This window comes from Streptomyces spongiae (assembly GCF_009377185.1).
Taxonomy (GTDB): domain Bacteria; phylum Actinomycetota; class Actinomycetes; order Streptomycetales; family Streptomycetaceae; genus Streptomyces; species Streptomyces spongiae.
Window position 1 is genome coordinate 1 of record NZ_VJZC01000105.1, and the last position, 23398, is coordinate 23398.

Genomic DNA, 23398 nt, shown 5'->3' on the forward strand with positions numbered 1-23398 from the left:
GTCCGGTGGGCGGGGGCGTCGATCGTCTTCCAGGGGGCGATGCACTCGCTGAACGCCGTGCACCGCGTCGGCGACCAGATCGCGGAGCCGATCCTGCTGCACCGGAGGACGACCGCGGCGGCGGCGCGGAAGAGGACCGGCGAACTCCTGGAGCACGTCGGTCTGCCGGCGTCGCGAATGACGGCGTATCCGCACGAACTGTCCGGCGGCCAACGCCAACGCGTCATGATCGCCATGGCGTTGGCCTGCGACCCACGGCTGATCATCGCGGACGAGCCGACCACGGCCCTGGACGTGATGATCCAGGCGCAGATCCTGCGGCTGATCGAACAACTCGTCACCGAACAGGACCTGGGCTTGGTCATGATCAGTCATGATCTGTCGGTCCTCGCGGACACCTGTGACCGGCTCGCGGTGATGTACGCGGGGCGCGTGGTCGAGGAGGGACCCGCCCGGGACGTCCACGAGGACGCCCGGCACCCGTACGGCAAGGCCCTGTCGGCCGCGTTCCCCCGCATCGGCGACCCGGCCTCCCGCTTCGCCCCGCGCGGCCTGCCCGGTGATCCTCCCGACCCGTCCGCGCTGCCCTCCGGCTGTGCCTTCCACCCCCGCTGCCCGGTCGCCCTGGAGACGTGCGCCACGCAGGACCAGGCGCTGCGGGACGCCGGGCAGGGGCGCCGGACGGCCTGTGTGCACGCGGGGGCGACGGCCGTCGGCCCGGCCACCACGGCCGAGGACACGAGGAGCGGCACATGACGACACCACCACCCCTCCTCGGCGTGCGGGGCCTGCACGTGACCTTCCCCGGGCGGCACGGCACCGCACCGGCCCGGGCCGTGGACGGCGTCGAACTCGACATCCGTGCCGGGGAGATCGTGGCGCTGGTCGGCGAGTCGGGCTGCGGCAAGACGACGCTGGCCCGCTCGCTGCTCGGCCTGGTGCCCCCGACCGCGGGCCGCGTCAGCTTCGCCGACAAGCCACTGACGTACTCCACGAAGGCCCTGAAGGCGCACCGCAGGCGCGTCCAGTTGGTGCTCCAGGACCCGAGCGGATCGCTGAACCCGCGGCACACGGTGTACGACGCGGTGGCCGAAGGGCTGCGGATCCACCGCTACGCGGGAGACGAGCGGACGGCGGTCGCCCAAGCCCTCTCCCGCGCCGGGCTCCGGCCACCCGAGCGCTTCTTCCTGCGCTACCCCCACGAGCTGTCCGGAGGCCAGCGCCAGCGCGTGGTGATCGCGGGCGCACTCGTCCTGGAGCCCGAACTCATCGTCGCCGACGAGCCGGTGGCCTCCCTCGACGCCTCCGTGCGGGGCGAGATCCTGGCCCTGCTGCTGCGCCTGCGCGACGAACTGGGGCTGTCCGCCCTGGTGGTGACCCACGACCTGGGCCTGGCCTGGAACATCGCCGACCGGGTCGCGGTGATGTACCTGGGCCGGATCGTGGAGACCGGCGATGTCGAACAGGTACTGACGGCGCCTCAGCACCCCTACACCCAGGCCCTGTTGTCCGTCCTCCCGGAGGCACCCAGCGATCCGGTGGTACTCACCGGTGAGCTCCCGGACCCGTCCCGCATCCCCTCGGGCTGCCGTTTCCACACCCGCTGTCAGATCCTGGCGAACGGCGAGGCCGAACGGGCGGGTGTCGCGCAGGCGTGCCGGACCGAGAGTCCGGGGGTACTGGGCGGAGGTGCCGAGGCGCGGGTGGCGTGTCACTGGGCGCGGGCCGGGACGGGGGCAGTTCCTGGGGCGCCGTAGAGGCGGTGCGTGACACAAACGCCGGAGGGGCTGATGTCTCAGCCCCTCCGGCGTTGGGGAAGCGCGGGTCCAGACCCCCGCTCCCGACCTCAGTCCTTGGTGACCGGCGCCTCGTCCGCCGCGCTGTCCTCCAGCGCCTTCAGCGCCGGGTCCATCACGACGTCCTCGTCGCGGGCCTCCGTGGTCGGCTCCTCCGGGAAGTGACAGGCCGTCAGATGACCCCCACGGTTGCCGGAGAGCTGGATCAGCGGCGGCTCCTCGGAGGCGCACTTGTCCTGCGCCTTCCAGCAGCGGGTGCGGAAGCGGCAGCCGGACGGCGGGGCGATCGGCGAGGGCACGTCGCCGGCGAGGCGGATGCGCTCGCGCTGCTCTCCCTCGTCATCCACGGCGACCTCGGGCACCGCCGACAGCAGAGCGTGGGTGTACGGGTGGCGGGGTCGGTTGTAGATCGACTCCCGGTCGCCGACCTCGACGACCTTGCCGAGGTACATCACGGCCACGCGCTGCGAGAAGTGCCGGACGATGGCGAGGTCGTGGGCGATGAACAGGAAGGCGATGCCCAGCTCCTCCTGGACCTTCTGGAGGAGGTTCACCACCTGCGCCTGGATCGACACGTCCAGCGCGGAGACCGGCTCGTCCGCCACGATCAGCTTCGGGCTCAGTGCCAGGGCGCGGGCCACGCCGATGCGCTGGCGCTGGCCGCCGGAGAACTCGTGCGGGAACCGGTTGTAGTGCTCCGGGTTGAGTCCGACGAGCTCCAGGAGTTCGCGGACCTTCTTCTCCCGGCCGCCCTCCGGCTCGATCCCGTTGACCTCCATCGGTGACTTGATGATCGTGCCGACGGTTTGCCGCGGGTTGAGGGAGGAGTACGGGTCCTGGAAGATCATCTGGATCTCGGACCGCACGGGGGCCAACTGCCTGCGCGAGGCGTGCGTGATGTCCTGACCCGCGTACGTGATCTTCCCCGCGGTCGGCTCCAGCAGACGGGTGATCAGTCGGCCCGTGGTCGACTTGCCGCAGCCGGACTCACCGACCAGGCCGACGCTCTCGCCGACGCCGACGGTCAGGTCCACGCCGTCGACTGCCTGCACGGCGCCGACCTTGCGTTTGATGGGGAACCCGCCGTAGATCGGGAAGTGTTTCGTCAGCCCCTCGACCGCGAGGAGCGTCTCGGTCGACGTACCGGTGGGGCCCTGCTGTGCGGGGAGGGTGAGGTTGTCGCTCATGTCTCGGATCTCCCTAGCGCAGCCGGGGCTGGATCTTGTCGATGAAGATGGTCTGCTTCTGCTCCGCCGTCAAGTGGCACGCGGACGCGCGCCCCTCGCCCAGCGGCGGACGCGTGTCGGTGCACAGGGTCCCCTGCACCTCGTCCTGGAACGCGCACCGCGGGTGGAACGGGCAGCCCGACGGCGGGTTGAGCAGCGAGGGCGGGGAGCCCGGGATCGGCGTCAGCATCTCGTGGATGTCGCCGTCCAGGCGCGGCATCGAGCTGAGCAGGCCCCAGGTGTACGGATGCTTGGGCGTCTGGAGCACTTCCTTGACGCTGCCGCGTTCCACGGCCCGGCCCGCGTACATCACCAACAGGTCGTCGGCCATGTTCGAGATGACGCCGAGGTCGTGGGTGATGAAGATGATCGCGGAGCCGAACTCCTGCTGGAGGTCCTTGAGCAGGTCGAGGATCTGCGCCTGCACGGTCACGTCGAGCGCGGTCGTCGGCTCGTCGGCGATCAGCAGGTCGGGGTCGCACATCAGCGACATGGCGATCATCGCGCGCTGGCGCATACCGCCGGAGAACTGGTGCGGGTAGTCGTCGAAGCGCACCTTGGGCTGCGGGATGCCGACCTTCTCCAGCATCTGGATCGCCCGGTCCTTGGCGTCCTTCTTGGAGACACCCCGGTGCTTCATGAACGGCTCGGAGAGCTGCCGGCCCACCGTGTAGTACGGCGACAGCGCCGTCAGCGGGTCCTGGAAGATCATCGCCATCTTGTTGCCGCGGAGCTGCTCCAGCTCCTTCTCCGTGGCGGTGACGAGTTCCTTGCCGTCGAGGACGATCTCGCCGTCGACGGTCGTGGTGCGGGGGTTGTGCAGGCCGAGGACCGTCAGGTTGGTGACGGACTTGCCGGAGCCCGACTCGCCCACGATGCCCAGGGTCTTGCCACGCTCGACGTCGAAGGAGAGGCCGTCGACGGCCTTGACGATGCCGTCCTCGGTGGAGAACTGCACCCGCAGATCACGGACCGAGAGGAAGCTCTCGGACCCGGACGGGGCCGGGGCGTCCTCGGTCTTGGTCAGTGTGGTCACGGTGGTTCGTTCTTCCTAGGAGAGCCGGACGCGCGGGTCGATGTAGGCGTACGCGATGTCGGTGAGGATGTTCACGATCAGGATGAAGAAGGCCCCGAACATCATGACGCCCATCGTGAGCGGGAGGTCCTTGGTGGTCGCGCCGTTCACGGCCAGACGGCCGATGCCCTGGAGGGAGAAGGTGAGTTCGGTGACGACGGCACCGCCCAGCATGGAGCTGATGTCGATGCCGAGGACGGTGACGATGGGAATCATCGAACCGCGCCAGGCGTAGCGGAAGAAGACGAACTTCTTCGCCATGCCCTTGGCGCGCGCGGTACGGACGTGTTCCTCCGCGAGCTGCTCGATCATGGAGGCGCGGGCCATACGCGTGTACTGCGCGGTGAAGATGGTGGCCATCACGAGCACGGGGATCGACATGCCGATGAACCAGCCGGCCGGGTCCTCGGTGATGGGGACGTACTTCGGGTCCTCCATCCAGCCCGTGCTGTAGACGAAGATCGTCAGCACGATCGGGCCGAGGAAGTAGATCTGGAAGGAGCTGAGCACCATGGACGTGCCCGTGGCCGCCTTGTCGAGCAGGGATCCGCGCTTGTAGGCCGCCAGCATGCCGGCGCCCACACCGATGATCAGGAAGCAGACCGCGCCACCGGCGGTGAGAGTCAGGGTGGTCGGGAACCGGTCCATGATCGTGTCCCAGACGAAGTCGCCCGAGTAGAACGACTGACCGAGGCACGGCGCGGCGCAGTGGCCGTCGGGGAAGTCACGGCCCATCACGATGCCGGACATGAAGTCCCAGAACTGCTGGGCGATCGGCAGATTGAGACCGAGCGCCTCGCGGATGTCCTCCAGCCTCGCAGGGGAGCAGTCCCGGCCACAGGCCAGAGAAGCGTAGTCGGATGGCGCGGCGACGAAGAGGAAGAAGGTGACCGCGCCGATCAGGAACAAGGTGACGACGGCACCGGCCAAACGCCGGATGATGAACTGAAACATGGCGGGAAGGCTGCTCTCTGCGGAGGCGGTGGGTGGTTTCACGGAACCGCGGGAGTGCGCTCCGCCTGGTGCGCACTCCCGCGATCAGCCGTAGAGAGTTACGACTTCAGGTACAGCTGGGTGACGTCGATGTAGCTCGACTCGGTGCTGTAGCGGGCACCGCCGATGTTCGAGCCGTGCAGCTGGAACTGCTTGACGTACCACAGCGGAGCAGCCGGGTTGATCTTCTCCAGGATGTAGTGGTGCGCCTCCTGCCAGGTCTTCGCCGCCTCGGTCGGCTCCTGGGACAGGGCCTTCTTGATCAGCTCCTGGACCTTCGGGTCGTTGACGTGCGAGTAGTTCGGCGAACCGTCGACGACCTGGTCACCGTCGTAGACCGGCGTGACGACCGTACCGGCGGACGGCCAGTCCTGACCCCAGCCGGAGATGTAGAGGTCGTACGGGTTCTTGAGCTTGCCGATCTGCTCGTAGTAGCTCGCCGCGTCGACCTCCTTGGAGACGACGTCGATGCCGACCTTGGTCAGCGCGTCCTCGATGGCCACCTTGCGCTTCTGGCCCGCCTCGCTGTTGGCGTAGGCGAAGACGAGCTTCTTCTGGGCGGCCGGGACGCCCTTCAGGAGCTCCTTGGCCTTCTCGATGTTGCCCTGCGGCGTCTTCAGACGGCCGTACGGGTCGTAGGAGGCCTCGTAGCCCGGCAGGGTCGGGGCGAACAGGTTCTGGGCGACGTCGCCTCCGTAGGCACCACCCTCACCCGCGATGAGCGACTTGGAGTTCACCGCGTAGGTGATGGCGTCGCGGACCTTCTTGTCCTTGACCCGGTCCAGGTTGAAGTTCAGCACCTGGACGTAGGGCGCGTAGCCCTTGACCGTCCGCTTGTTGACGGCCGCGTCGGAGATGACGTCCTGGATCTGCGTGGACTCCACCGTGCCGGTGAGCTGGATGGCGTTCTTCGAGTCACCCTGGTCGGCGATCAGACGCTTGGTCTGGGTCGACTCGGTGACACCGAAGTCCATGTTCCAGCCGTCCACGTACTGGTGGCGCACGGAGTCGGTCTTCGGGTCCCACTGGTCGTTCTTCACGAGCTTGAGGGACTTGCCGACCTTGTACTCGGCGATCTTGTACGGGCCGAGGGAGACCGGGGCCTTGTCGTACTTCGCCTTCGTGTCGGTCTTCTCCGGAACGACGGAGTAGCCCGGCATGGCCAGCGTCTGCGGCAGGTCCGGACGCGCCGTGTCGAAGTGGAAGACGACGGTCTTGTCGTCCGGCGTCGCCAGGACGTCGTCCGGCAGGTGCTTCTTGCCGAAGCCGCCGTCGGGCAGGGCCTTGCGGTAGTCCGCACCGCTCAGCCAGGTCTGCAGGTAGGTGGGACCGTCGAAGATGAACGAGGCGTACTGGCGCTCGATGGTGTGGCGGACGTCGGCCGAGGTGATCTCGTTGCCGTTCTGGTCCTTGATGCCGTCCTTGAGCGTGAACGTCCAGGTCTTGCCGCCGTCGGAGGACTTGCCCGAGTCGGTCGCGAGGTCACCGACGACCGCGACACCGCCCTTGCCGTCCTCCTTGAAGTTCGTCAGGCCGCGGAAGATCAGGTTGGCGACCTGGCCACCGTCGGAGACGTAGATCTGACCCGGGTCGAAGTGCGAGAGGCCCGACTCCTGGTAGACCTCGATGGTGCCGCCCTTCTTGGCGCCGGGCACCTCCTCGGCCGGACCGGTGGAGGCCGCGGCGTCGGCGTAGGTGACAGGCTTGGCCTGCGCCGCCGCGCCCTTCTGGTCCTCCTTGGAGTCCTTCTTCGAGTCCGTGCCCTTGTTCTCCGAGCAGCCGGTCAGCGCAAGAGAGCCGGCCGCGATCGCGACCACTATGGCGCGCGCTCTGCGCGAGTTGAGCGACTTCATGTGGCGAATCCACCTACCTGTCGGTTGTTATCCATGAGTACTGCCTGACGCGGCTGGTAGGCCGACGCGGGGGCGGCAGTCACCCCCCACCAATGGACGGTTCAGCGCCCGGACTTGGGGTCGAAGGCATCCCGTACCGAGTCTCCGAGGAGGTTGAAGCACAGGATGAAGATCACCATCGCCACGCCCGGGAAGAACATGAACGCCGGGTCCTGCTCGGCGTACTTGGCGCCGGAGGCGAACAGGCGCCCCCAGTCCGGGGTCGGTTCGACGAAACCGACACCTGCGAAGGACAGGAACGCGATCGTGAGGATCGTGCTCGGCAGCTGGTACGTGAACTGCACCAGGATCGGCGAGACGACGTTCGGCAGGATCTCCTTGCGGACGATCCGCCAGGGCGAGGCGCCCGAGACCTTCGCGGCCTCCACGAACTCCCGCTCGCGGAGGGACAGCACCGTGGAGCGCACCAGACGGGCCATGCCCATCCAGCCCAGCAGCCACAGCACGATCAGGATCGCCACCGCCCGGAAGTAGGTGGGCGTCTCCTCCTGCGGGTCCACGAAGAACGCGGTCACCACGGGCATGAAGGCGATGAAGAACAGCTGCTGCGGGAAGGCCAGGAAGAAGTCGGTGACGCGGCCGATCCAGTAGTCGGTCCTGCCGCCGAAGTAGCCGCCGACCAGACCGATGGTGATGCCGGTCAGCATCAACAGTACGGTCACGCCCAGCGCCATGAAGAGCGAGGTGCGCATGCCGTACATCAGCATGGCGAACAGGTCACGGCCGTACTGTGGCTCGACGCCGAACCAGTGATCGCCGGAGACCCCACCGAACCAGCCCAGCGGAAGGCCGAAGTCGTCCAGAACGGGACTGTCCGCGTACGTGGGGTCCTGGCCGTACAGGGTGTACGGGTTCGTCCCGCTGAGGGCGGTGAGCAAGGGCGCGGACAGGGCGATGACGAAGTAGAAAATCACTACCCCGGCGCACAGCATGCCGGTACGGTCCCGCTTGAAGCGCTGCCACATCAGCTGGCCGGGGGAGCGACCCTCAAGCTTCTTCGGCTTGTCGGCCTCGGTGGTCGAGGCCAGTTCGGGGTCCAAGGCGACCGACGGGCCCGAGCCCTCGGCCTTGGTTGGACTGGTCATGTGTGTTCTTCCCCCGGGGGATGGAGAGTTGAGCGCAGCACAGATACCGGCGGGTTCTGTGGTTTGGGGGAACTTTCGCCAAGTTAGTCAACGCGCGTCAAGGGCGAAAGACATAGGGATCTCCCTACCGTCAATATTTTGAGCAAAAATTGCAAAGATTGACACCTGAACGCGCTTGACAGGTGAGACAAAGACTTCACGAAACGGACATTCGCGGAGGCTTTTTTGTTTACATGTCCGAAACTTGATCGGTGCCTCACCGATATCCGAACAGCGCCGCACAGCGCACGGACAGCAAAGTCGCCCCTGCGGTCACCGACCATACGCGCACGCCGAGGGCCCGGCCCCCTCGTTGCGGGAACCGGGTCCTCGAAACCCTCGGGGAGGGTGGTCAGCCGTGCTTGGCGCGGCTCGCGGCGCGGGCGCGCTCGCGGGCGTCCAGGTTCACCTTGCGGATGCGTACGGCCTCCGGGGTGACCTCGACGCACTCGTCGTCGCGGCAGAACTCCAGGGACTGCTCCAGGGAGAGCTTGCGCGGCGGGACGATCGACTCGGCCACGTCGGCCGTGGACGACCGCATGTTGGTGAGCTTCTTCTCCTTGGTGATGTTGACGTCCATGTCGTCGGAGCGCGAGTTCTCGCCGACGATCATGCCCTCGTACACCTCGGTGCCCGGCTCGGTGAACAGGACGCCGCGCTCCTGGAGGTTCGTCATCGCGAAGGCGGTGACGGCACCGGCGCGGTCGGCCACCAGGGAGCCGTTGTTACGGGTCTGGAGGGCGCCGAACCAGGGCTCGAAGCCCTCGTGGATGGAGTGCCCGATGCCCGTACCGCGGGTCTGGGTCAGGAACTCCGTCCGGAAACCGATCAGACCGCGGGAGGGGACGACGAACTCCATGCGGACCCAGCCCGAGCCGTGGTTGGACATGTTGTCCATACGGCCCTTGCGGACACCCATGAGCTGCGTGACGGCGCCCATGTGCTCCTCGGGCACGTCGATCGTCATGCGCTCGACCGGCTCGTACACCTTGCCGTCGACGTCCTTGGTGACGACCTGAGGCTTGCCGATGGTCAGCTCGAAGCCCTCGCGGCGCATGGTCTCGACGAGGATCGCGAGGGCCAGCTCGCCGCGGCCCTGGACCTCCCAGGCGTCGGGGCGCTCGGTCTCCAGCACGCGGAGGCTGACGTTACCGATCAGCTCGCGGTCGAGACGGTCCTTGACCTGGCGGGCGGTGACCTTGCGGTCCTTCACGGCCGCCTTCGCGTCGGCGCCCTTGCCGGTGCCGCCGCGGCCGACCAGCGGCGAGGTGTTGGTGCCGATGGTCATGGAGATCGCGGGCTCGTCGACCGTGATCAGCGGGAGCGGGATCGGGTTCTCGGTGTCGGCGAGGGTCTCGCCGATCATGATGTCCGGGATACCGGCGACGGCACAGATGTCACCCGGGCCGGCCTTCTCGGCGGGCTTGCGGGTGAGCGCCTCGGTCATCATCAGCTCGCTGATGCGGACGTTGCTGATGGAACCGTCACGCTTGATCCACGCGACCGTCTGGCCCTTGCGCAGCTCGCCCTGCTCGACGCGGAGCAGCGCGATTCGGCCGAGGAAGTTGTCGGCGTCCAGGTTGGTGACGTGCGCCTGGAGCGGGGCGGCCTCGTCGTAGGTCGGGGCCGGGATGTGCTCCAGGATCGTCGAGAAGAACGGCTGCAGGCTCGTGGAGTCGGCCGGGACCGTGCCGTTGTCCGGCTTGGTCAGCGAGGCGATGCCGTCGCGGCCGCAGGCGTAGACGATCGGGAACTCGATCTGCTCCTCGTCCGCGTCCAAGTCGAGGAAGAGGTCGTAGGTCTCGTTGACGACCTCGTCGATCCGGGCGTCCGGGCGGTCCGTCTTGTTGATGCACAGGATGACGGGCAGGCGGGCCTGCAGGGCCTTGCGCAGCACGAAGCGGGTCTGCGGCAGCGGGCCCTCGGAGGCGTCGACGAGGAGGACGACACCGTCGACCATCGACAGACCGCGCTCGACCTCGCCGCCGAAGTCGGCGTGGCCGGGGGTGTCGATGATGTTGATGGTGATCGGGTCCCCGCCGTCCTTCGGGTGATACTTCACCGCGGTGTTCTTGGCGAGGATCGTGATGCCCTTCTCACGCTCCAGGTCGTTCGAGTCCATCATGCGGTCGTCGACGGAGTCGAGCTGGTGTGCGGCGAAGGCGCCGGCCTGCTTGAGCATGGCGTCGACGATGGTCGTCTTGCCATGGTCGACGTGGGCGACGATGGCGACGTTGCGGATGTCGTGGCGCGTGGCCATATTGCGGCGTTCTCCCGGAGTGTGAGGACGGTCTCGCGGACGGCTGCGTCTCGCGGACCCTGCCGGGCTGGACACGCCACGGCCTCACCCCATGGTACGGGTGCGCTGCCGCTGGGCTTGGCCGGGTTGAGTGCGGGGGCCTGGATTGTGAGGTACTCGGCAGTGAGGTTCGGCGGGGGCGTCTCGTCTGCCGAGTGGCGGTGCGTCGGCGGGTGCGGGTGCGTTGTGGCTGGTCGCGCAGTTCCCCGCGCCCCTAAAGGCCTCGGGACGTACCCGGCGCCATCACTCACCCGCGCTACGAACTCGACTTCTTCAGGAAGCCCATGTCCTCGTATACCGGGGTTCTGAAACCGAAGGCTCCCGCGTTGGACAGGTTGGTGCGGGTGGCGATCAGTTGGGGGCGCTGGTAGAGGGGGATGGAGCCGGCGGCGGCCCAGATGCGGGCGTCGGCCTTGCGGATCAGGGAGCGGGACTCGTTCTCGTCCAGCGTGGCGATGGCCTGGTCGAAGAGCTGGTCGACCTGGTCGGTACCCACGCGCGTGTAGTTCTGCTCGATGCTCAGGGAGCCGTCCGCTCCGGGGACCGGCTTGGCGTAGATGGGGCGGGCGTCGGTGGCGGGGTAGGCGGAGGCGGGCCAGGAGTACAGCGCGAGGTCGTACTCGCCGCTCGCGATGTGGTCCTTGAAGTAGCTGTCGTCGGGGACCTTGGTGATCTCGGTCCGGATGCCGACGCGCCCGAGCATCCGTTTGACGCGCTTGCCCACGGCCCGCAGGGACTCCGAGCCCTGCCCGGACGGCAGTACGAAGCGCAGGCTGAGCGCCTTGCCGTCCTTGGCGAGCGGGCCCTTCATGGCGGGCGCGTGGGTGCCCACCGGGGCGTACGCGCCCGGGGCGGCGTCCTCCCCCGTGTACCGCTTGCCGTCCCCGGCGAGGTGCTGGGACGCGTCCTCCTCGTTCGAGCCCCGCCCCGTCTTCTTCTCGCCGGCCTCGTCCGCGTCGTTCGGCTTGTTGTCCTCGCCGACGACGTACGTCCCGCCGTCGCCCTCCGAGGAGTCAGGTGACTCGGAGCGCTCCGAGTCACCGGAGCCGGTCTGCTTCTTGGCCTCCGCTCCGGCCGCCTTCTTCTCCTTCTTGACCGGGCCGCCCGGCACCCATCCGGCGTCGGCGAGCAGGGCCCGCGCCTCCGCGGTGTCCTCGCCACCGAGGGCACCGCTGTTGTCGGCGTACGCGGGCTGGCCGGACAGCGCGACATGGCTGCCCACGGGGACGGCGGGCAGTCCGAGGGGCTTCAGGACCAGGCCGGCGAGCTCCTTGCGGTTCAGGGCGCGGGCCACGGCACGGCGGACGCGTTCGTCGGCGAGGGGGCCCTCGGCGCCGTTCAGGGCGAGCTGGGTGTACGCGGGCTCCAGGGACTTGCGGACCTCGAAGCCGCGCAGGGCGGACTGCCGCGCGGCGTACTCGGAGAGCGTCCTGCCCTGCCCCCGGCGGGCGCTCCCCTTGTCGACGGCCTTCGCGTTGGGGCCGGGTGCGCCCTTGTGGCCCCCGGCCCGTCCGGCGCGGTCGATCCGCCGGGCGTCCTCCGCGTCGATCTCCGCGATGTCGACCTTGCCGTCGGCCAGTGCCTCCGCCCGCTCGTCGCGCGGCACGGCGCGCAGCACCAGCTCCTTCAGCTTGGCGGGGCGGCCCCACCAGAGCGGGTTGCGGGTGAGGGTGACCTTGCCGCCCTTGCGGTCGACCTCCTTGAGGTTGAAGGGGCCGGCGGTGACCTTCAGCTTGCGGCGGGCACCGTCGTTGAAGGCGTCCGGGCTGCCGGTGACCTCCTTCGGGTACAGCGGCGAGAACAGCGACTTCCAGTCGGCGTACGGCTTGCTGAAGGTGACGCGCACCTCCAGGTCGTTGGCCCCGCGCTGGATCTTCTCGATCCGGTCGTACCCGGCGTTGCGGGCCGTCCAGTAGGTGGAGTCCCGGCCGGACAGGGCGCGCCACTGGGAGGCGAAGTCGGCGGCGGCGATCTCGCGTCCGTCGCTCCAGACGGCCTGCTGGTGGAGCTTGTAGAGCACGACCTGCTTGGGCTCGCGCTCGACGATCTCGGCGGACTCCAGGTAGTCGGTGTTCTGCTCCGGCCGGCCGTTCGCGTCCGTCCGGTACATCGACGGCAGGACGGCTCCGGTGACCCGTGCGGTGGCGGCGTCGGCGTCGGCCTGGAAGGTGTTGAGCGTCTCGGGCACGGCGTCGACGGCCCAGCGCAGGGTGCCCCCGTCGGCGATCATCTTGCGTTCGGCGGGCGCGATGTCCTGTCCCGCGAGGGGCTTGCCGGCCGGGTCCTCCTCGCTGCACGCGGTGAGCACCGGAGCCGCGAGCACACCCGCGGCAAGGAACGCGACCGAGCGCAGCACCGCGCGCGGTCCGACTCGGTCGTCGGCCATCACTGCCACCTCCGGGTGTCGCCGTGCCGCTGCGTCGCCGTCGCGACGGAGGACAAGACCATTTTGATCACGTTCGGGGTATATTGGGGCGATATAGAGCTGATCAGACGGATCAGATGTATGGGCCCCACTGAAGGCGAGAGAGCGCGAGTGGACGCGGCGACACGGCGAGAGGCGGGCGCACGCCCACCCGTGCGGCGCAACAGCACCGTGTCCGCCGGGGCGCACCCGGAGTGCGCGACGGCGCGTTCATGCGGTTGTGATCCGCCAATCCGTGCACATCCCTTCACAGGGGCTTGTGTGACGCGCAACACTCGCAGGCGCATGAACGTCGCCACCCAGGGCCCGACAGCCCACGGAAGTGAGGTCACGTCATGTCCGTGCACGACGAACTGACATCGGTCCAGCGCTGCCTCGACGACCTGTCCCGGTCCGTGGGCCGGCTGGAGCAGCAGCTCGGCAGCGACGGTCTCGAGATGCGCAGGGTCCGCGCCGACGCCGACCACCTGCGCGAAAGTGTCGCGCTGCTGCGCGACGCGGCGTCCGGTTCCGGGCAGCCCCGGCGCCCCGAGCTCGTCACCATCCCCGACACCCCGTACGACAGCGCTCTGTGGACGGACTCGGACGACGAGGGACTCGGCGCCCGCGACCGCCACGCGCCCTGATCCCCTCCACCCGACCGGAGTCCTCACGTTGGCAACTGGTACGGAACCCCATCTGAACAGCGGCGGTGTACGCACCGGTACACGCGCCGCGATCGCCGTCCCGCATCTGCGGACCGACCGCTGGTGGCTGGCGCCCGCCGGCACCGCGGCCGGGCTGCTCGCCTTCATCGTCTACTCGACGTGGCGGGCCTTCGCCGACGCGCACTACTACGCCGCGCCGTACGTCTCGCCGTTCTACTCGCCCTGTCTGGCCGAGCGGTGCGAGCCGATGCACGCCGGGCCCAACTGGGAGATCTTCGGGAGCTGGTGGGGCATCTCCCCCGCGATCATCATCCTGATCTTCCCGCTCGGCTTCCGCCTGACCTGCTACTACTACCGCAAGGCCTACTACCGCGGCTTCTGGGCGTCACCGCCGGCCTGCGCGGTCGCGGAGCCGCACCAGAAGTACTCCGGCGAGACCCGCTTCCCGCTGATCCTGCAGAACATCCACCGGTACTTCTTCTACGCCGCGATCCTCGTCGCCTGCATCTTGTCCTACGACACCGTGCTGGCCTTCCGCGACGAGAACTACGCATGGGGCCACATGGGCCTCGGCACGGTCGTGTTCCTGATCAACATCGCGCTGATCTGGGCCTACACGATCTCCTGCCACTCGTGCCGGCACATCGTCGGCGGCAAGCTCAAGCACTTCTCCAAACATCCCGTGCGCTACCGGATGTGGCAGTGGGTCGGGAAGCTCAACGCCCGGCACGCACAGCTGGCGTGGGCGTCGCTGGTGAGCGTGGCGCTCGCCGACTTCTACGTCTACCTGGTCGCGTCCGGTGCCTTCGACGATCCGCGCTTCTTCTAGATGGGTGGGGCCTTCTGATGTCCGTGGTCGACCGGCAGGAGTGGGACGTCGTCGTGGTGGGCGCGGGCGGCGCCGGACTGCGCGCCGCCATCGAGGCCCGGGAACGCGGCGCCCGTACGGCCGTGATCTGCAAGTCCCTGTTCGGCAAGGCCCACACGGTGATGGCCGAGGGCGGCATCGCGGCCGCCATGGCCAACGTCAACGCGGGCGACAACTGGCAGGTCCACTTCCGCGACACCATGCGCGGCGGCAAGTTCCTCAACCAGTGGCGCATGGCCGAGCTGCACGCGCAGGAGGCCCCCGACCGGGTGTGGGAGCTGGAGACCTGGGGCGCCCTCTTCGACCGTACGAAGGACGGCCGGATCTCCCAGCGCAACTTCGGCGGGCACGAGTACCCGCGCCTGGCCCATGTCGGCGACCGTACCGGCCTGGAGCTGATCCGCACGCTCCAGCAGAAGATCGTGTCGCTCCAGCAGGAGGACTTCAAGGAGACCGGCGACTACGAGTCCCGGCTGAAGGTGTACCAGGAGTGCACGGTCACCCGGGTGCTGAAGGACGGCTCTCGCGTGAGCGGCGTCTTCGCGTACGACCGCGAGACGGGCCGCTTCTTCGTCCTGGAGGCCCCCTCGGTCGTGATCGCGACGGGCGGTATCGGCAAGTCCTTCAAGGTGACGTCGAACTCGTGGGAGTACACCGGCGACGGACACGCGCTGGCGCTGCTGGCGGGCGCGCCCCTGCTGAACATGGAGTTCGTGCAGTTCCACCCGACGGGCATGGTCTGGCCGCCGTCGGTGAAGGGCATCCTCGTCACGGAGTCGGTGCGCGGTGACGGCGGGGTGCTCAGGAACTCCGAGGGCAAGCGGTTCATGTTCGACTACATCCCCGACGTCTTCAAGGAGAAGTACGCGCAGTCGGAGGAGGAGGGCGACCGCTGGTACGAGGACCCGGACCACAACCGGCGGCCTCCGGAGCTGCTCCCCCGTGACGAGGTGGCGCGGGCGATCAACGCCGAGGTGAAGGCGGGCCGAGGCTCCCCGCACGGCGGTGTCTTCCTGGACGTCTCGACCCGTATGCCGGCGGAGGTCATCCGCCGGCGCCTTCCCTCCATGTACCACCAGTTCAAGGAGCTGGCCGACGTCGACATCACCGCCGAGGCGATGGAGGTCGGCCCGACCTGCCACTACGTGATGGGCGGCATCGCGGTCGAGTCGGACACGGCGGCGGCGCGCGGGGTGCCGGGCCTGTTCGCGGCCGGGGAGGTCGCGGGCGGTATGCACGGCTCCAACCGCCTCGGCGGCAACTCGCTCTCCGACCTGCTGGTGTTCGGCCGGCGCGCGGGCTGGCACGCGGCCGAGTACGCGGTGGGGCCGGCGGGCGCCCGGCCACCGGTGGACGACATCCAGGTCGACGCGGCGGCCGCGGAGGCGCTGCGGCCGTTCTCGGCCGAGGGCCCCGCCCCCGGAGAGGAGGACGGTCGCCCACCGGAGAACCCGTACACCCTCCACCAGGAGCTCCAGCAGTCGATGAACGACCTGGTCGGCATCATCCGCCGCGAGGGGGAGATGGAGAAGGCCCTGGAGAAACTCGCCGATCTCCGGGTACGGGCGCGGCGGGCCGGGGTCGAGGGCCACCGGCAGTTCAACCCGGGCTGGCACCTCGCCCTTGACCTGCGGAACATGCTGCTGGTCAGCGAGTGCGTGGCACGGGCGGCGCTGGAGCGCACGGAGTCGCGGGGCGGCCACACCCGCGAGGACCACCCGACGATGGACCGCGGGTGGCGCCGGATCAACCTGCTGTGCGCGCTGACCGACCCGACGGGCGGTCTGGAGGCGACCGACCCGGCCCACGGCCAGATCGACCTCACCCGCGAGACCACCGACCCCATCCGTCCCGACCTGCTCGCCCTCTTCGACAAGGAGGAGCTGGTCAAGTACCTCGCCGAAGAGGAGCTGTACGAATGAGCGGCTACACGGCCCACTTCAAGGTGTGGCGCGGGGACGTGGGAGGCGGCGGCCTGGAGGACTTCAAGGTCGAGGTGAACGACGGCGAGGTGGTCCTCGACATCATCCACCGCCTCCAGGCCACCCAGACCCCCGACCTGGCGGTCCGCTGGAACTGCAAGGCGGGCAAGTGCGGTTCGTGCTCGGCGGAGATCAACGGGCGGCCGCGGCTGATGTGCATGACGCGGATGTCGGTGTTCGACCGCGACGAGACGATCACGGTCACCCCGCTGCGGGCGTTCCCGGTGGTCCGCGACCTGGTGACCGACGTCGGCTTCAACTACACCAAGGCGCGCGAGGTGCCGTCCTTCGTCCCGCCGGAGGGCGTCGGTCCGGGCGAGTACCGCATGATGCAGGAGGACGTGGACCGCTCGCAGGAGTTCCGCAAGTGCATCGAGTGCTTCCTGTGTCAGGACACCTGCCACGTGGTGCGCGACCACGAGGAGAACAAGCCGGCGTTCGCGGGCCCGCGGTTCCTGATGCGGGTGGCGGAGCTGGACATGCACCCTCTGGACGCGGCCGCCGAGGGCGGCCTGGACCGCAAGAAGACCGCCCAGGACGAGCACGGCCTCGGCTACTGCAACATCACCAAGTGCTGCACGGAGGTCTGCCCCGAGGGCATCAAGATCACGGACAACGCGCTGATCCCCCTGAAGGAGCGCGCGGTGGACCGCAAGTACGACCCGCTGGTGTGGCTGGGGTCGAAGATCGGGAGGCGGGCGAGGTAGGGCTGGTGTGAGCGCGGGCGCCTTCGGCGGTTGGGCCGGGCGCGCGCGTTTGCCGTGGGGCGGGCGCGTGCGTTTGCCGTGGGACGGGGGCGCGCGTTTCCCGTGGGACGGGGGCTCGGCTGCCGGGTGCTTTGCGGCTCCGGGCGCGCGGCCGTGTTTTTAGGGGCGCGGGGAACTGCGCGACAAGCCACGACGAACCCGCAGCCGATGGCCGACCGCAATGGGGCAGACGAATCGCACCCAGTCGCGGACACACTAAAGGGGCCATACGCTCTCAAACGTGACATCGCCCCCGAGCCGGAGCCGCCCGCACCCAGGCGTGCGGGTGGCGCATGCCGTACTCGGAGGGGTGGCCGCCGTCGCGTGGCTGCTGCTCCCCTGGGTCACGGCCCCGGCCCGCGCGGCACAACCCGAGGACGAGACGGCCACCGGCGACCTCATACTGCCGCTGGTCGCCCTCGGCACAGTCGTGGCTCTCGCCGTGTACGCGTTCGTACGGCGGACGCGACGCGCCAGGACACGCACGACACCCGGCGGCGGGAGCTCGCCGGTCGTGCCGTCGGAGGAACTCGACCGGCAGGGTCGGCGGTTCCTCGTCGAGGTCGACGACTGCGCGCGGACGAGCGCCGAGGAGCTCGGGTTCGTCGTGGGATGGCTGGGCGAGGCGGCGGCGCGCCCCTTCACCGAGGCGCTGGAGGACGCGCGGGGCGAGCTGACGGTGGCGTTCCGGCTGCGGCAGGGACTCGACGACACGGCGGACCAGGTCCCGGCCGACGACCAGCGGGAGGCCCTCAAGCAGATCGTCGCGCGGTGCGCGGAAGCCGGGCGGCGGCTGGACGTGGAGGCGCCCGCGTTCGATCAGCTACGGGAACTGGAGCGGGAACCGACCGGGGCGCTGGAGTTCGCGGAGGCTCGCTTCCGGCAGCTGACCGGCCGGGCGACGGGCGCGGAGGCGGCCCTGGGCGAGCTGCGCGAGCGGTACGGCCCCTCAGCCTGTCTGCCCGTCGCGGGCCACGTCGAACAGGCCAAGGACCGGTTGGTGTTCGCCACGGAGCAGCTCAACCGGGCGCGGCAGGCCACGGTCATGGGGGACCACGGGGAGGCGGCGGTTCACCTGCGGGCGGCGGAGGGAGCGGTCCACCAGGCGGATGTCTTCGTGACCGGTGTGGACCGGCTGGCCGCCGAACTGGCACGGGCCGAGGAGCGGCTTCCGGCCGTGCTCACGGAGATGGAGGCGGCCCTCGACAAGGACGGTCTCCCCCAGGACCGTACCGCCGTGGCGGCCGTGGCGGACGTCCGCCGGGAGGTGGCCGTCGTGCCGTACGACCCGCTCGACGCCCTGCGCCGCCTCGCCCGGGCCGCCGCCGCGCTGGGTGGCTCGCTGCCCGTCGAGTACGTCGCCGACCTGCTCGACGGGGCCCTGCTGACGGCCAGGAGCGCGCTGACCGCGGCGATCGGCTTCGTCACGACGCACCGGGCGGCCGTGGGCAGCGAGGCACGGACCCGGCTGGCGGAAGCGGAACGCCACTTCGCCCTGGCCCAGGAGACCTCCTCCCTCACGGAGGCCCGGCACGCCGACCGCCTCGCCCACGAGGCCCAGCGGCTGGCCTGGCAGGACGTGCGGTCGTACGGGAATCCGTACGGTGGCCCCTTCGGCGGCGGACTGGCCGGGACGCTGCTGGGCGGCGTCCTCCTCGGGGAGGCGCCCGGCGACCGGGGCGCGCCCCGGGGCCCGGCCTGTTTCGGCGGGCCCGCGACCCGGCGCCGGAGGGGTACGGGCGGGCCCTTCTGAGCCGCGCTCGGACACCTTCGGACGCCTCCGGCCGAAGCGGGCTCGCTAGAACAGGCTCAGCAGCGCCTCCGCCGGATCCGCCAGGCTCGACCCGCCGTCCGGGAGCGGGAGTTCGAACCAGACCGTCTTGCCGCGCGGCGTCCGGCGCGAGCCCCAGGCCGCGGAGAGCAGACCGACGAGCTGGAGGCCGCGGCCCCCCTCGTCGGTGTCCCGTGCCCTGCGCCGGCGCGGTTGCACCAGGCCCGCGTCCCACACCTCGCACACCAGCGTCCGGTCCAGCAGCAGCCGCAGCCGGATCTCGCCCTCGCCGTACCGCAGGGCGTTGGTGACGAGCTCGCTGACCAGCAGCTCCGTCGTGTCGACCAGGGGTTCCAGGTCCCACGACTGCAGCTGCGTGCGCGCGTACTCGCGGGCGCGGCCCACGCTGCGGGGTTCGCGGGGCAGGGTCCAGTCGCCCACGGAGTCCTCGGGCAGCCCCTGTACACGAGCCATCAGCAGGGCGATGTCGTCCTCGCCGTGGTGCGTGTCCAGGGTGTTGAGGACGTGGTCGCAGACGTCCTCCAGGGGCCGGGAAGGGTCGGTGAGGGCTCCGACGAACGCCTGGAGGCCCTCGTCGAGGGGGTGATCGCGGCTTTCGACCAGTCCGTCCGTGTAGAGCGCCAGCAGAGCGCCTTCGGGCAGTTCGACCTCCACCTCCTCGAACGGCTCGCCGCCCACGCCGAGCGGCATCCCGGGCGGCACGTCGAGCATGAGCGCGCTCTCTCCGGGCTCGACGAGCACGGGCGGGAGGTGGCCGGCGTTGGCGAAGGTGATCCTTCTCGTCACCGAGTCGTAGACCGCGTACACGCAGGTCGCGAGGTACACCTCGGACAGGTCCGCGTCGCGGGGCTGGCGGGCGGCCGTGCGGGATGCCTGCTGGATGCCTCCGGGGGTGCCGAGGCCGCGGGCGATCTCGTCCAACGCCGAGAGGACCTCGGCGGGTTCGAGGTCGAGCAGCGCCAGGGTGCGGACGGCGGTGCGGAGTTCGCCCATCGCGACGGCGGCGCGCAGTCCTCGGCCCATGACGTCGCCGACGACCAACGCGGTGCGATGACCGGGCAGTTCTATGACGTCGAACCAGTCGCCGCCGACCTCGGTGGCCGCGTTGCCGGGAAGGTAGCGGCAGGCGATGTCCAGGCCGGAGGCCTCCGGGTCGCCGGGCGGGAGCAGGGATCGCTGGAGTATCAGGGCCCGTTCGTGCTCGCGGCGGTAGAGGCGGGCGTTGTCGATGCAGACCGCGGCGCGCGAGGCCAGCTCCATGGCGAGGGCGCGGTCGCGTTCGCCGAACGGCTCGCTGCCCTTGGTGCGCGAGAACTGGACCAGTCCGACGACCGTGTCGTGCGCGACCATCGGGACGGCGAGCGTGGACTGGATGAGGCCGCTGTCCTCGGCGGGGATGAGCTGCGGGCGGGCCATGCGCAGGGCGTCGGCGCAGGGCGAGTTGAAGGGGTAGTGGTGGACCGCACCGACGTCGACGGGTGCCGGACCGCCCACGTTGGGCGTGTCGGAGACCGCGCTGGCGAAGGCCACGCGACGCAACTCGGCGCTGCCGTCGGCGAGTCCGGGCGGGGTCTCGTCCCCCACGAGGAGCCCCTGGTAGAGGTCGACGGTGGCGAGGTCGCAGAACCCGGGGACGACGACGTCGAGGAGTTCGCGGGCGGTGGTCTCCAGGTCGAGGGAGTTGCCTATGCGGGCGCCCGCCTCGTTCAGGAGGGCGAGATTGCGCCGCGCGGCGGCGGCGTCGCGGGCGGCCGCGCGGCGGGCCGTGACGTCGGTGCTGAGCCAGGCGACGCCGATGGGCCGTCCCGAGCCGCTGTGCACGCGGTAGAGGTTGATGGACCAGTGGCGGCGCTCGTCGAAGCCCGGCACGAAGCCCGTGACGCTCATGTCCGTGATGGACTCGCCGGTCTCCAGGACCCTGCGCAGCGTCGCGGAGACCCGCTCGGCCTCCGGTGACTGCAGGTAGTCGTGGACGCCGAACCCTCGGTGGTCGTCGGGGGTGCCGCCGAAGACGGACGCGAACCGCTCGTTGGCGCGCCGCACCCGCAGGTCGGTGTCGATCAGAAGGAAACCGAACGGGGATTGGCCGAAAATAGACTGCGAAGCGGCAAGGTCGGTCTCGATCGAACGCAGGGTGCGGACGTCCACCACGATGCATACGGCGGCCCGTTCGCCGTCCTCCGTGGTGGTGGGCATCACATAGACCTCGGCGAGCCCTTCGGTGCCCTGGGCGTCGGGCATCCGGAACGGGACGACTCCGGTCCACTCCCGGCCGTCGAGGATCTCGGCCATCTTGCGCTGGCCGTGTTCGTGCAGGTCGGGAGCCACGAAGGCGGCGATGGGGTCCATGCCGACGGCCCGTTCGGCGGGGATGCCGAAGATGTGCTCGGCGCGCAGGCTCCACTGGTCGACGAGTCCGTCGGGGCCGATCGAGAACGAGGCGACCTTGATGTAGTCGTAGATGGAGCCGGGCGGGCTGCTCTGCCACATGGAGTCGCCGGGCCCGTCGCCGGGCACACCGGCGCCGAGTCCGTCGCCGGATACGGCACCGGAAAGGCCCATGCGGTTGCCGGGTCCCGCGCCCGAGGCGCCCGACCTCACGCCGTCTCCCGGCCGTTCGGCCGACATGCGCGCGCCCAGGCGGTCACCGGCCGACTGGCCCGGGACACGCGCGCCCGGCGCCTCGCGCCCCGCACCGTCCGGCGCGCCGGTCATGCCGTTACTCGCGTCAGCGGACACGCCGCCCGCCCCGTGGGCGGGCGTCTGGGTGGGCGCGTGACGGCCCGCGTCACCGGTGGCCCCGCCGATGGCCCCACCGGTGACGCCACGGGCGTCCGCACCGCTGATGGCCGTGTCACGGGTGGTGCCGTCGACTGTGGTGGCCGTCCCGCGGCCCGGTGTGTGGCGTGTGACCCCGCGTGGCGTGGCGCCCGCGGCGGAACGGCTCGCGGCCTCAGCCCTCGCGCCGTCCCACGGGTCTTCCGACTCCGTGGTCTTCGCTGGTATCTCGCTCACGCGAACCGTCCCCTCCAGCTCACCGCGTCCGGCTTCGGTCACCGGGGGCGGCTGCCCGCAGTATCCAGCACTACGGCGCCCCACGACACGGTGTTCACGATCACAGCACGGTCCCGATGAGTTTTGGACCGGCCCGGCCATACTCCCAGTCTTCTAACCAGGCGGTGGCACCTCGAACCAAAGAGTCCGGTCAGCACCACCTGACTCGAACCGCTCGGTGACCCTGCGCCCCGGGGAGCCGCCCCCTCGCGGAACGTGCGTCAACCGGGCGCGGGAAGTTCGAACCAGACGGTTTTGCCGGTGACTCCGGGGCGGGTGCCCCAGGCCCGGCAGGACGAGGCGCACACCGATGGGACCGGTGGCGTGTCGCAGGGCGTTGGTCACCAGCTCGCTCACGAGCAGGGCGGTCACATCGGCGAGGGATTCGAGACTCCAGCCGTACAGCTGGCCCCTGACGGCTGCGCGGGCGGCCCGTACGGCACCGGGTTCCGCGGGGAAGGTCCACTCGGCGCAGTCGCCTTCGGTGTCGATCACGCCGATCACTTCCCAGACCAGAAGCGGAGGGTGTCCGGTTTCTCAGGGTTAATGGGGGTTAATGGGCACATACCCGATATCGGATACGCCTTACCGCGCACGGGGGCGCACCGTGACACGAACAGAGTAGGGGGCGCACGCCCCACGAGCTCCCGTGTGTCCCACACGACTGTGGGGCGCACGCGCTCCCGGGCCGAACGTGGGCGGTTCTCCGTGTACGGAGCGTAGTCGCGCGCCCCGGCCCGCACCCTGGCCCATGGTGCGCTAGCGCACTCCCGACCCGTCCTTCCCCCAGGCGAGCCGTGCCGTCTCCATGACCGCCGGGACGTCCTGGTCCAGCCAGTCGACGTCCCAGATCTCGTCGGGGGTCAGCCAGCGCAGCTCGTCATGGTCCTCAAGCGGTCTGGGGTCACCGGAGAGGAGGTGCGCGGTCCACACACGCAGGACGTAGTCGGCACGCAGGGGCCATTCACCGGGGACCCGCTCGGCCGGTTCCGCCTCCACGCCGAGCTCTTCGCGCAGTTCGCGGACGAGAGCGTCCTGAGGGGTCTCGCCGGGCTCGACCTTCCCGCCGGGCAGCTCCCAGCGTCCGGCCAGCTCGGGCGGTGCGGTGCGGCGCGCGGCGAGCAGGCGTCCGCCGCTCAGCAGGGCGGCCCCCACCACCACGATCGGTTCGGTCATGCGCGGGAGCCTACGGGAGTCGGGCGGGGCGCCTGGTGGAGCTTGGCGCGGGCGGTCAGTTACCCCCACTGTGGCCGTTCTGCCCGATGCGCTCGACCCAGTAGAGCTGCTTGTGCCCGCGGTTGTCGAGACTCTCCGCGATCTTCTGCGCCTCGGCCCGGGTCGCGTACCTGCCCACTCGGTAGCGATTGCCGTTGTCGTCCTGCCGTATGACGAGCCAAGGGAGAGTCATCGTGCTGTCGTTCATCGCGCCCCTCCACTTCCCGCCCCCGGCTCTCGCCG

The 23398-nt window shown here is 69.8% G+C and carries 17 protein-coding genes and 1 pseudogene; 7 read left to right on the forward strand and 11 right to left on the reverse strand.

Annotation, left to right across the window (positions count from 1 at the left end; all coding sequences use genetic code 11):
* Together FNH08_RS17145 and FNH08_RS17150 are read left to right on the forward strand one after the other, a co-directional pair.
* On the forward strand, positions 1 to 756 hold a 756-nt coding region (locus FNH08_RS17145; RefSeq protein WP_152772357.1), incomplete at its 5' end, for an ABC transporter ATP-binding protein.
* The gene (locus tag FNH08_RS17150) at positions 753 to 1757 is read left to right on the forward strand and encodes an oligopeptide/dipeptide ABC transporter ATP-binding protein (RefSeq protein ID WP_152772358.1); all 1005 of its coding nucleotides are present in this window, start codon (positions 753 to 755) and stop codon (positions 1755 to 1757) included. The genes FNH08_RS17145 and FNH08_RS17150, both read left to right, overlap by 4 nt.
* An 89-nt stretch (positions 1758 to 1846) precedes the next feature.
* On the opposite strand, the gene FNH08_RS17155 is transcribed toward FNH08_RS17150, so the two are convergent.
* From FNH08_RS17155 to FNH08_RS17185, 7 genes are all read right to left on the reverse strand, one after another.
* Entirely contained in the window at positions 1847 to 2983 is a 1137-nt protein-coding gene (locus tag FNH08_RS17155) for an ABC transporter ATP-binding protein (protein WP_152772359.1), read from the reverse strand.
* Between the two features lie 13 nt (positions 2984 to 2996).
* Complete coding sequence (locus FNH08_RS17160; RefSeq protein WP_322724690.1) at positions 2997 to 4058, reverse strand: ABC transporter ATP-binding protein; 1062 nt, start codon at positions 4056 to 4058, stop codon at positions 2997 to 2999.
* 15 nt (positions 4059 to 4073) lie between these two features.
* Positions 4074 to 5051: an ABC transporter permease gene (locus tag FNH08_RS17165; RefSeq protein ID WP_152772360.1), complete on the reverse strand. Its 978-nt coding sequence runs from the start codon at positions 5049 to 5051 to the stop codon at positions 4074 to 4076.
* Between the two features lie 98 nt (positions 5052 to 5149).
* Positions 5150 to 6943 carry an ABC transporter substrate-binding protein gene (locus FNH08_RS17170; protein ID WP_152772361.1) on the reverse strand — a complete coding sequence of 598 codons (1794 nt, stop codon included), beginning with the start codon at positions 6941 to 6943 and terminating at the stop codon, positions 5150 to 5152.
* Between the two features lie 101 nt (positions 6944 to 7044).
* Positions 7045 to 8088, reverse strand: a complete 1044-nt coding sequence (locus FNH08_RS17175) for an ABC transporter permease (RefSeq protein WP_152772362.1) — start codon at positions 8086 to 8088, stop codon at positions 7045 to 7047.
* Between the two features lie 391 nt (positions 8089 to 8479).
* The gene (gene typA / locus FNH08_RS17180) at positions 8480 to 10387 is read right to left on the reverse strand and encodes a translational GTPase TypA (protein ID WP_152772363.1); all 1908 of its coding nucleotides are present in this window, start codon (positions 10385 to 10387) and stop codon (positions 8480 to 8482) included.
* Positions 10388 to 10682: 295 nt separating this feature from the next.
* Positions 10683 to 12812: an ABC transporter family substrate-binding protein gene (locus FNH08_RS17185; RefSeq protein ID WP_152772364.1), complete on the reverse strand. Its 2130-nt coding sequence runs from the start codon at positions 12810 to 12812 to the stop codon at positions 10683 to 10685.
* Between the two features lie 374 nt (positions 12813 to 13186).
* Here FNH08_RS17185 and FNH08_RS17190 point away from each other — a divergent pair, with 374 nt between their 5' ends.
* From FNH08_RS17190 to FNH08_RS17210, 5 genes are all read left to right on the forward strand, one after another.
* Positions 13187 to 13477, forward strand: a complete 291-nt coding sequence (locus FNH08_RS17190) for a hypothetical protein (RefSeq protein WP_152772365.1) — start codon at positions 13187 to 13189, stop codon at positions 13475 to 13477.
* Between the two features lie 28 nt (positions 13478 to 13505).
* A complete protein-coding gene (locus FNH08_RS17195; RefSeq protein WP_152772366.1) occupies positions 13506 to 14327 on the forward strand; it encodes a hypothetical protein in 822 nt (273 codons plus the stop codon).
* 17 nt (positions 14328 to 14344) lie between these two features.
* Positions 14345 to 16288, forward strand: coding sequence for a fumarate reductase/succinate dehydrogenase flavoprotein subunit (locus tag FNH08_RS17200; protein ID WP_152772367.1), 1944 nt, complete (start codon positions 14345 to 14347; stop codon positions 16286 to 16288).
* Positions 16285 to 17055, forward strand: coding sequence for a succinate dehydrogenase/fumarate reductase iron-sulfur subunit (locus FNH08_RS17205; protein ID WP_152772368.1), 771 nt, complete (start codon positions 16285 to 16287; stop codon positions 17053 to 17055). The genes FNH08_RS17200 and FNH08_RS17205 overlap by 4 nt, the downstream gene beginning before the upstream one ends.
* Before the next feature lie 280 nt (positions 17056 to 17335).
* Positions 17336 to 18847, forward strand: coding sequence for a hypothetical protein (locus tag FNH08_RS17210; RefSeq protein WP_322724693.1), 1512 nt, complete (start codon positions 17336 to 17338; stop codon positions 18845 to 18847).
* A 45-nt stretch (positions 18848 to 18892) separates the two neighbouring features.
* Here the strand turns inward: FNH08_RS17210 and FNH08_RS17215 are convergent, their stop codons facing one another.
* From FNH08_RS17215 to FNH08_RS17230, 4 genes and pseudogenes are all read right to left on the reverse strand, one after another.
* On the reverse strand, positions 18893 to 21901 hold the full coding sequence (locus FNH08_RS17215; RefSeq protein ID WP_407704392.1) for a SpoIIE family protein phosphatase: 3009 nt from the start codon (positions 21899 to 21901) through the stop codon (positions 18893 to 18895).
* 260 nt (positions 21902 to 22161) lie between these two features.
* Positions 22162 to 22444: pseudogene (locus FNH08_RS51965) on the reverse strand (hypothetical protein).
* Between the two features lie 255 nt (positions 22445 to 22699).
* Entirely contained in the window at positions 22700 to 23116 is a 417-nt protein-coding gene (locus FNH08_RS17225; RefSeq protein ID WP_152772369.1) for a (deoxy)nucleoside triphosphate pyrophosphohydrolase, read from the reverse strand.
* A gap of 55 nt (positions 23117 to 23171) precedes the next feature.
* Positions 23172 to 23363, reverse strand: a complete 192-nt coding sequence (locus FNH08_RS17230; protein ID WP_152772370.1) for an SPOR domain-containing protein — start codon at positions 23361 to 23363, stop codon at positions 23172 to 23174.
* Positions 23364 to 23398 lie beyond the last annotated feature (35 nt).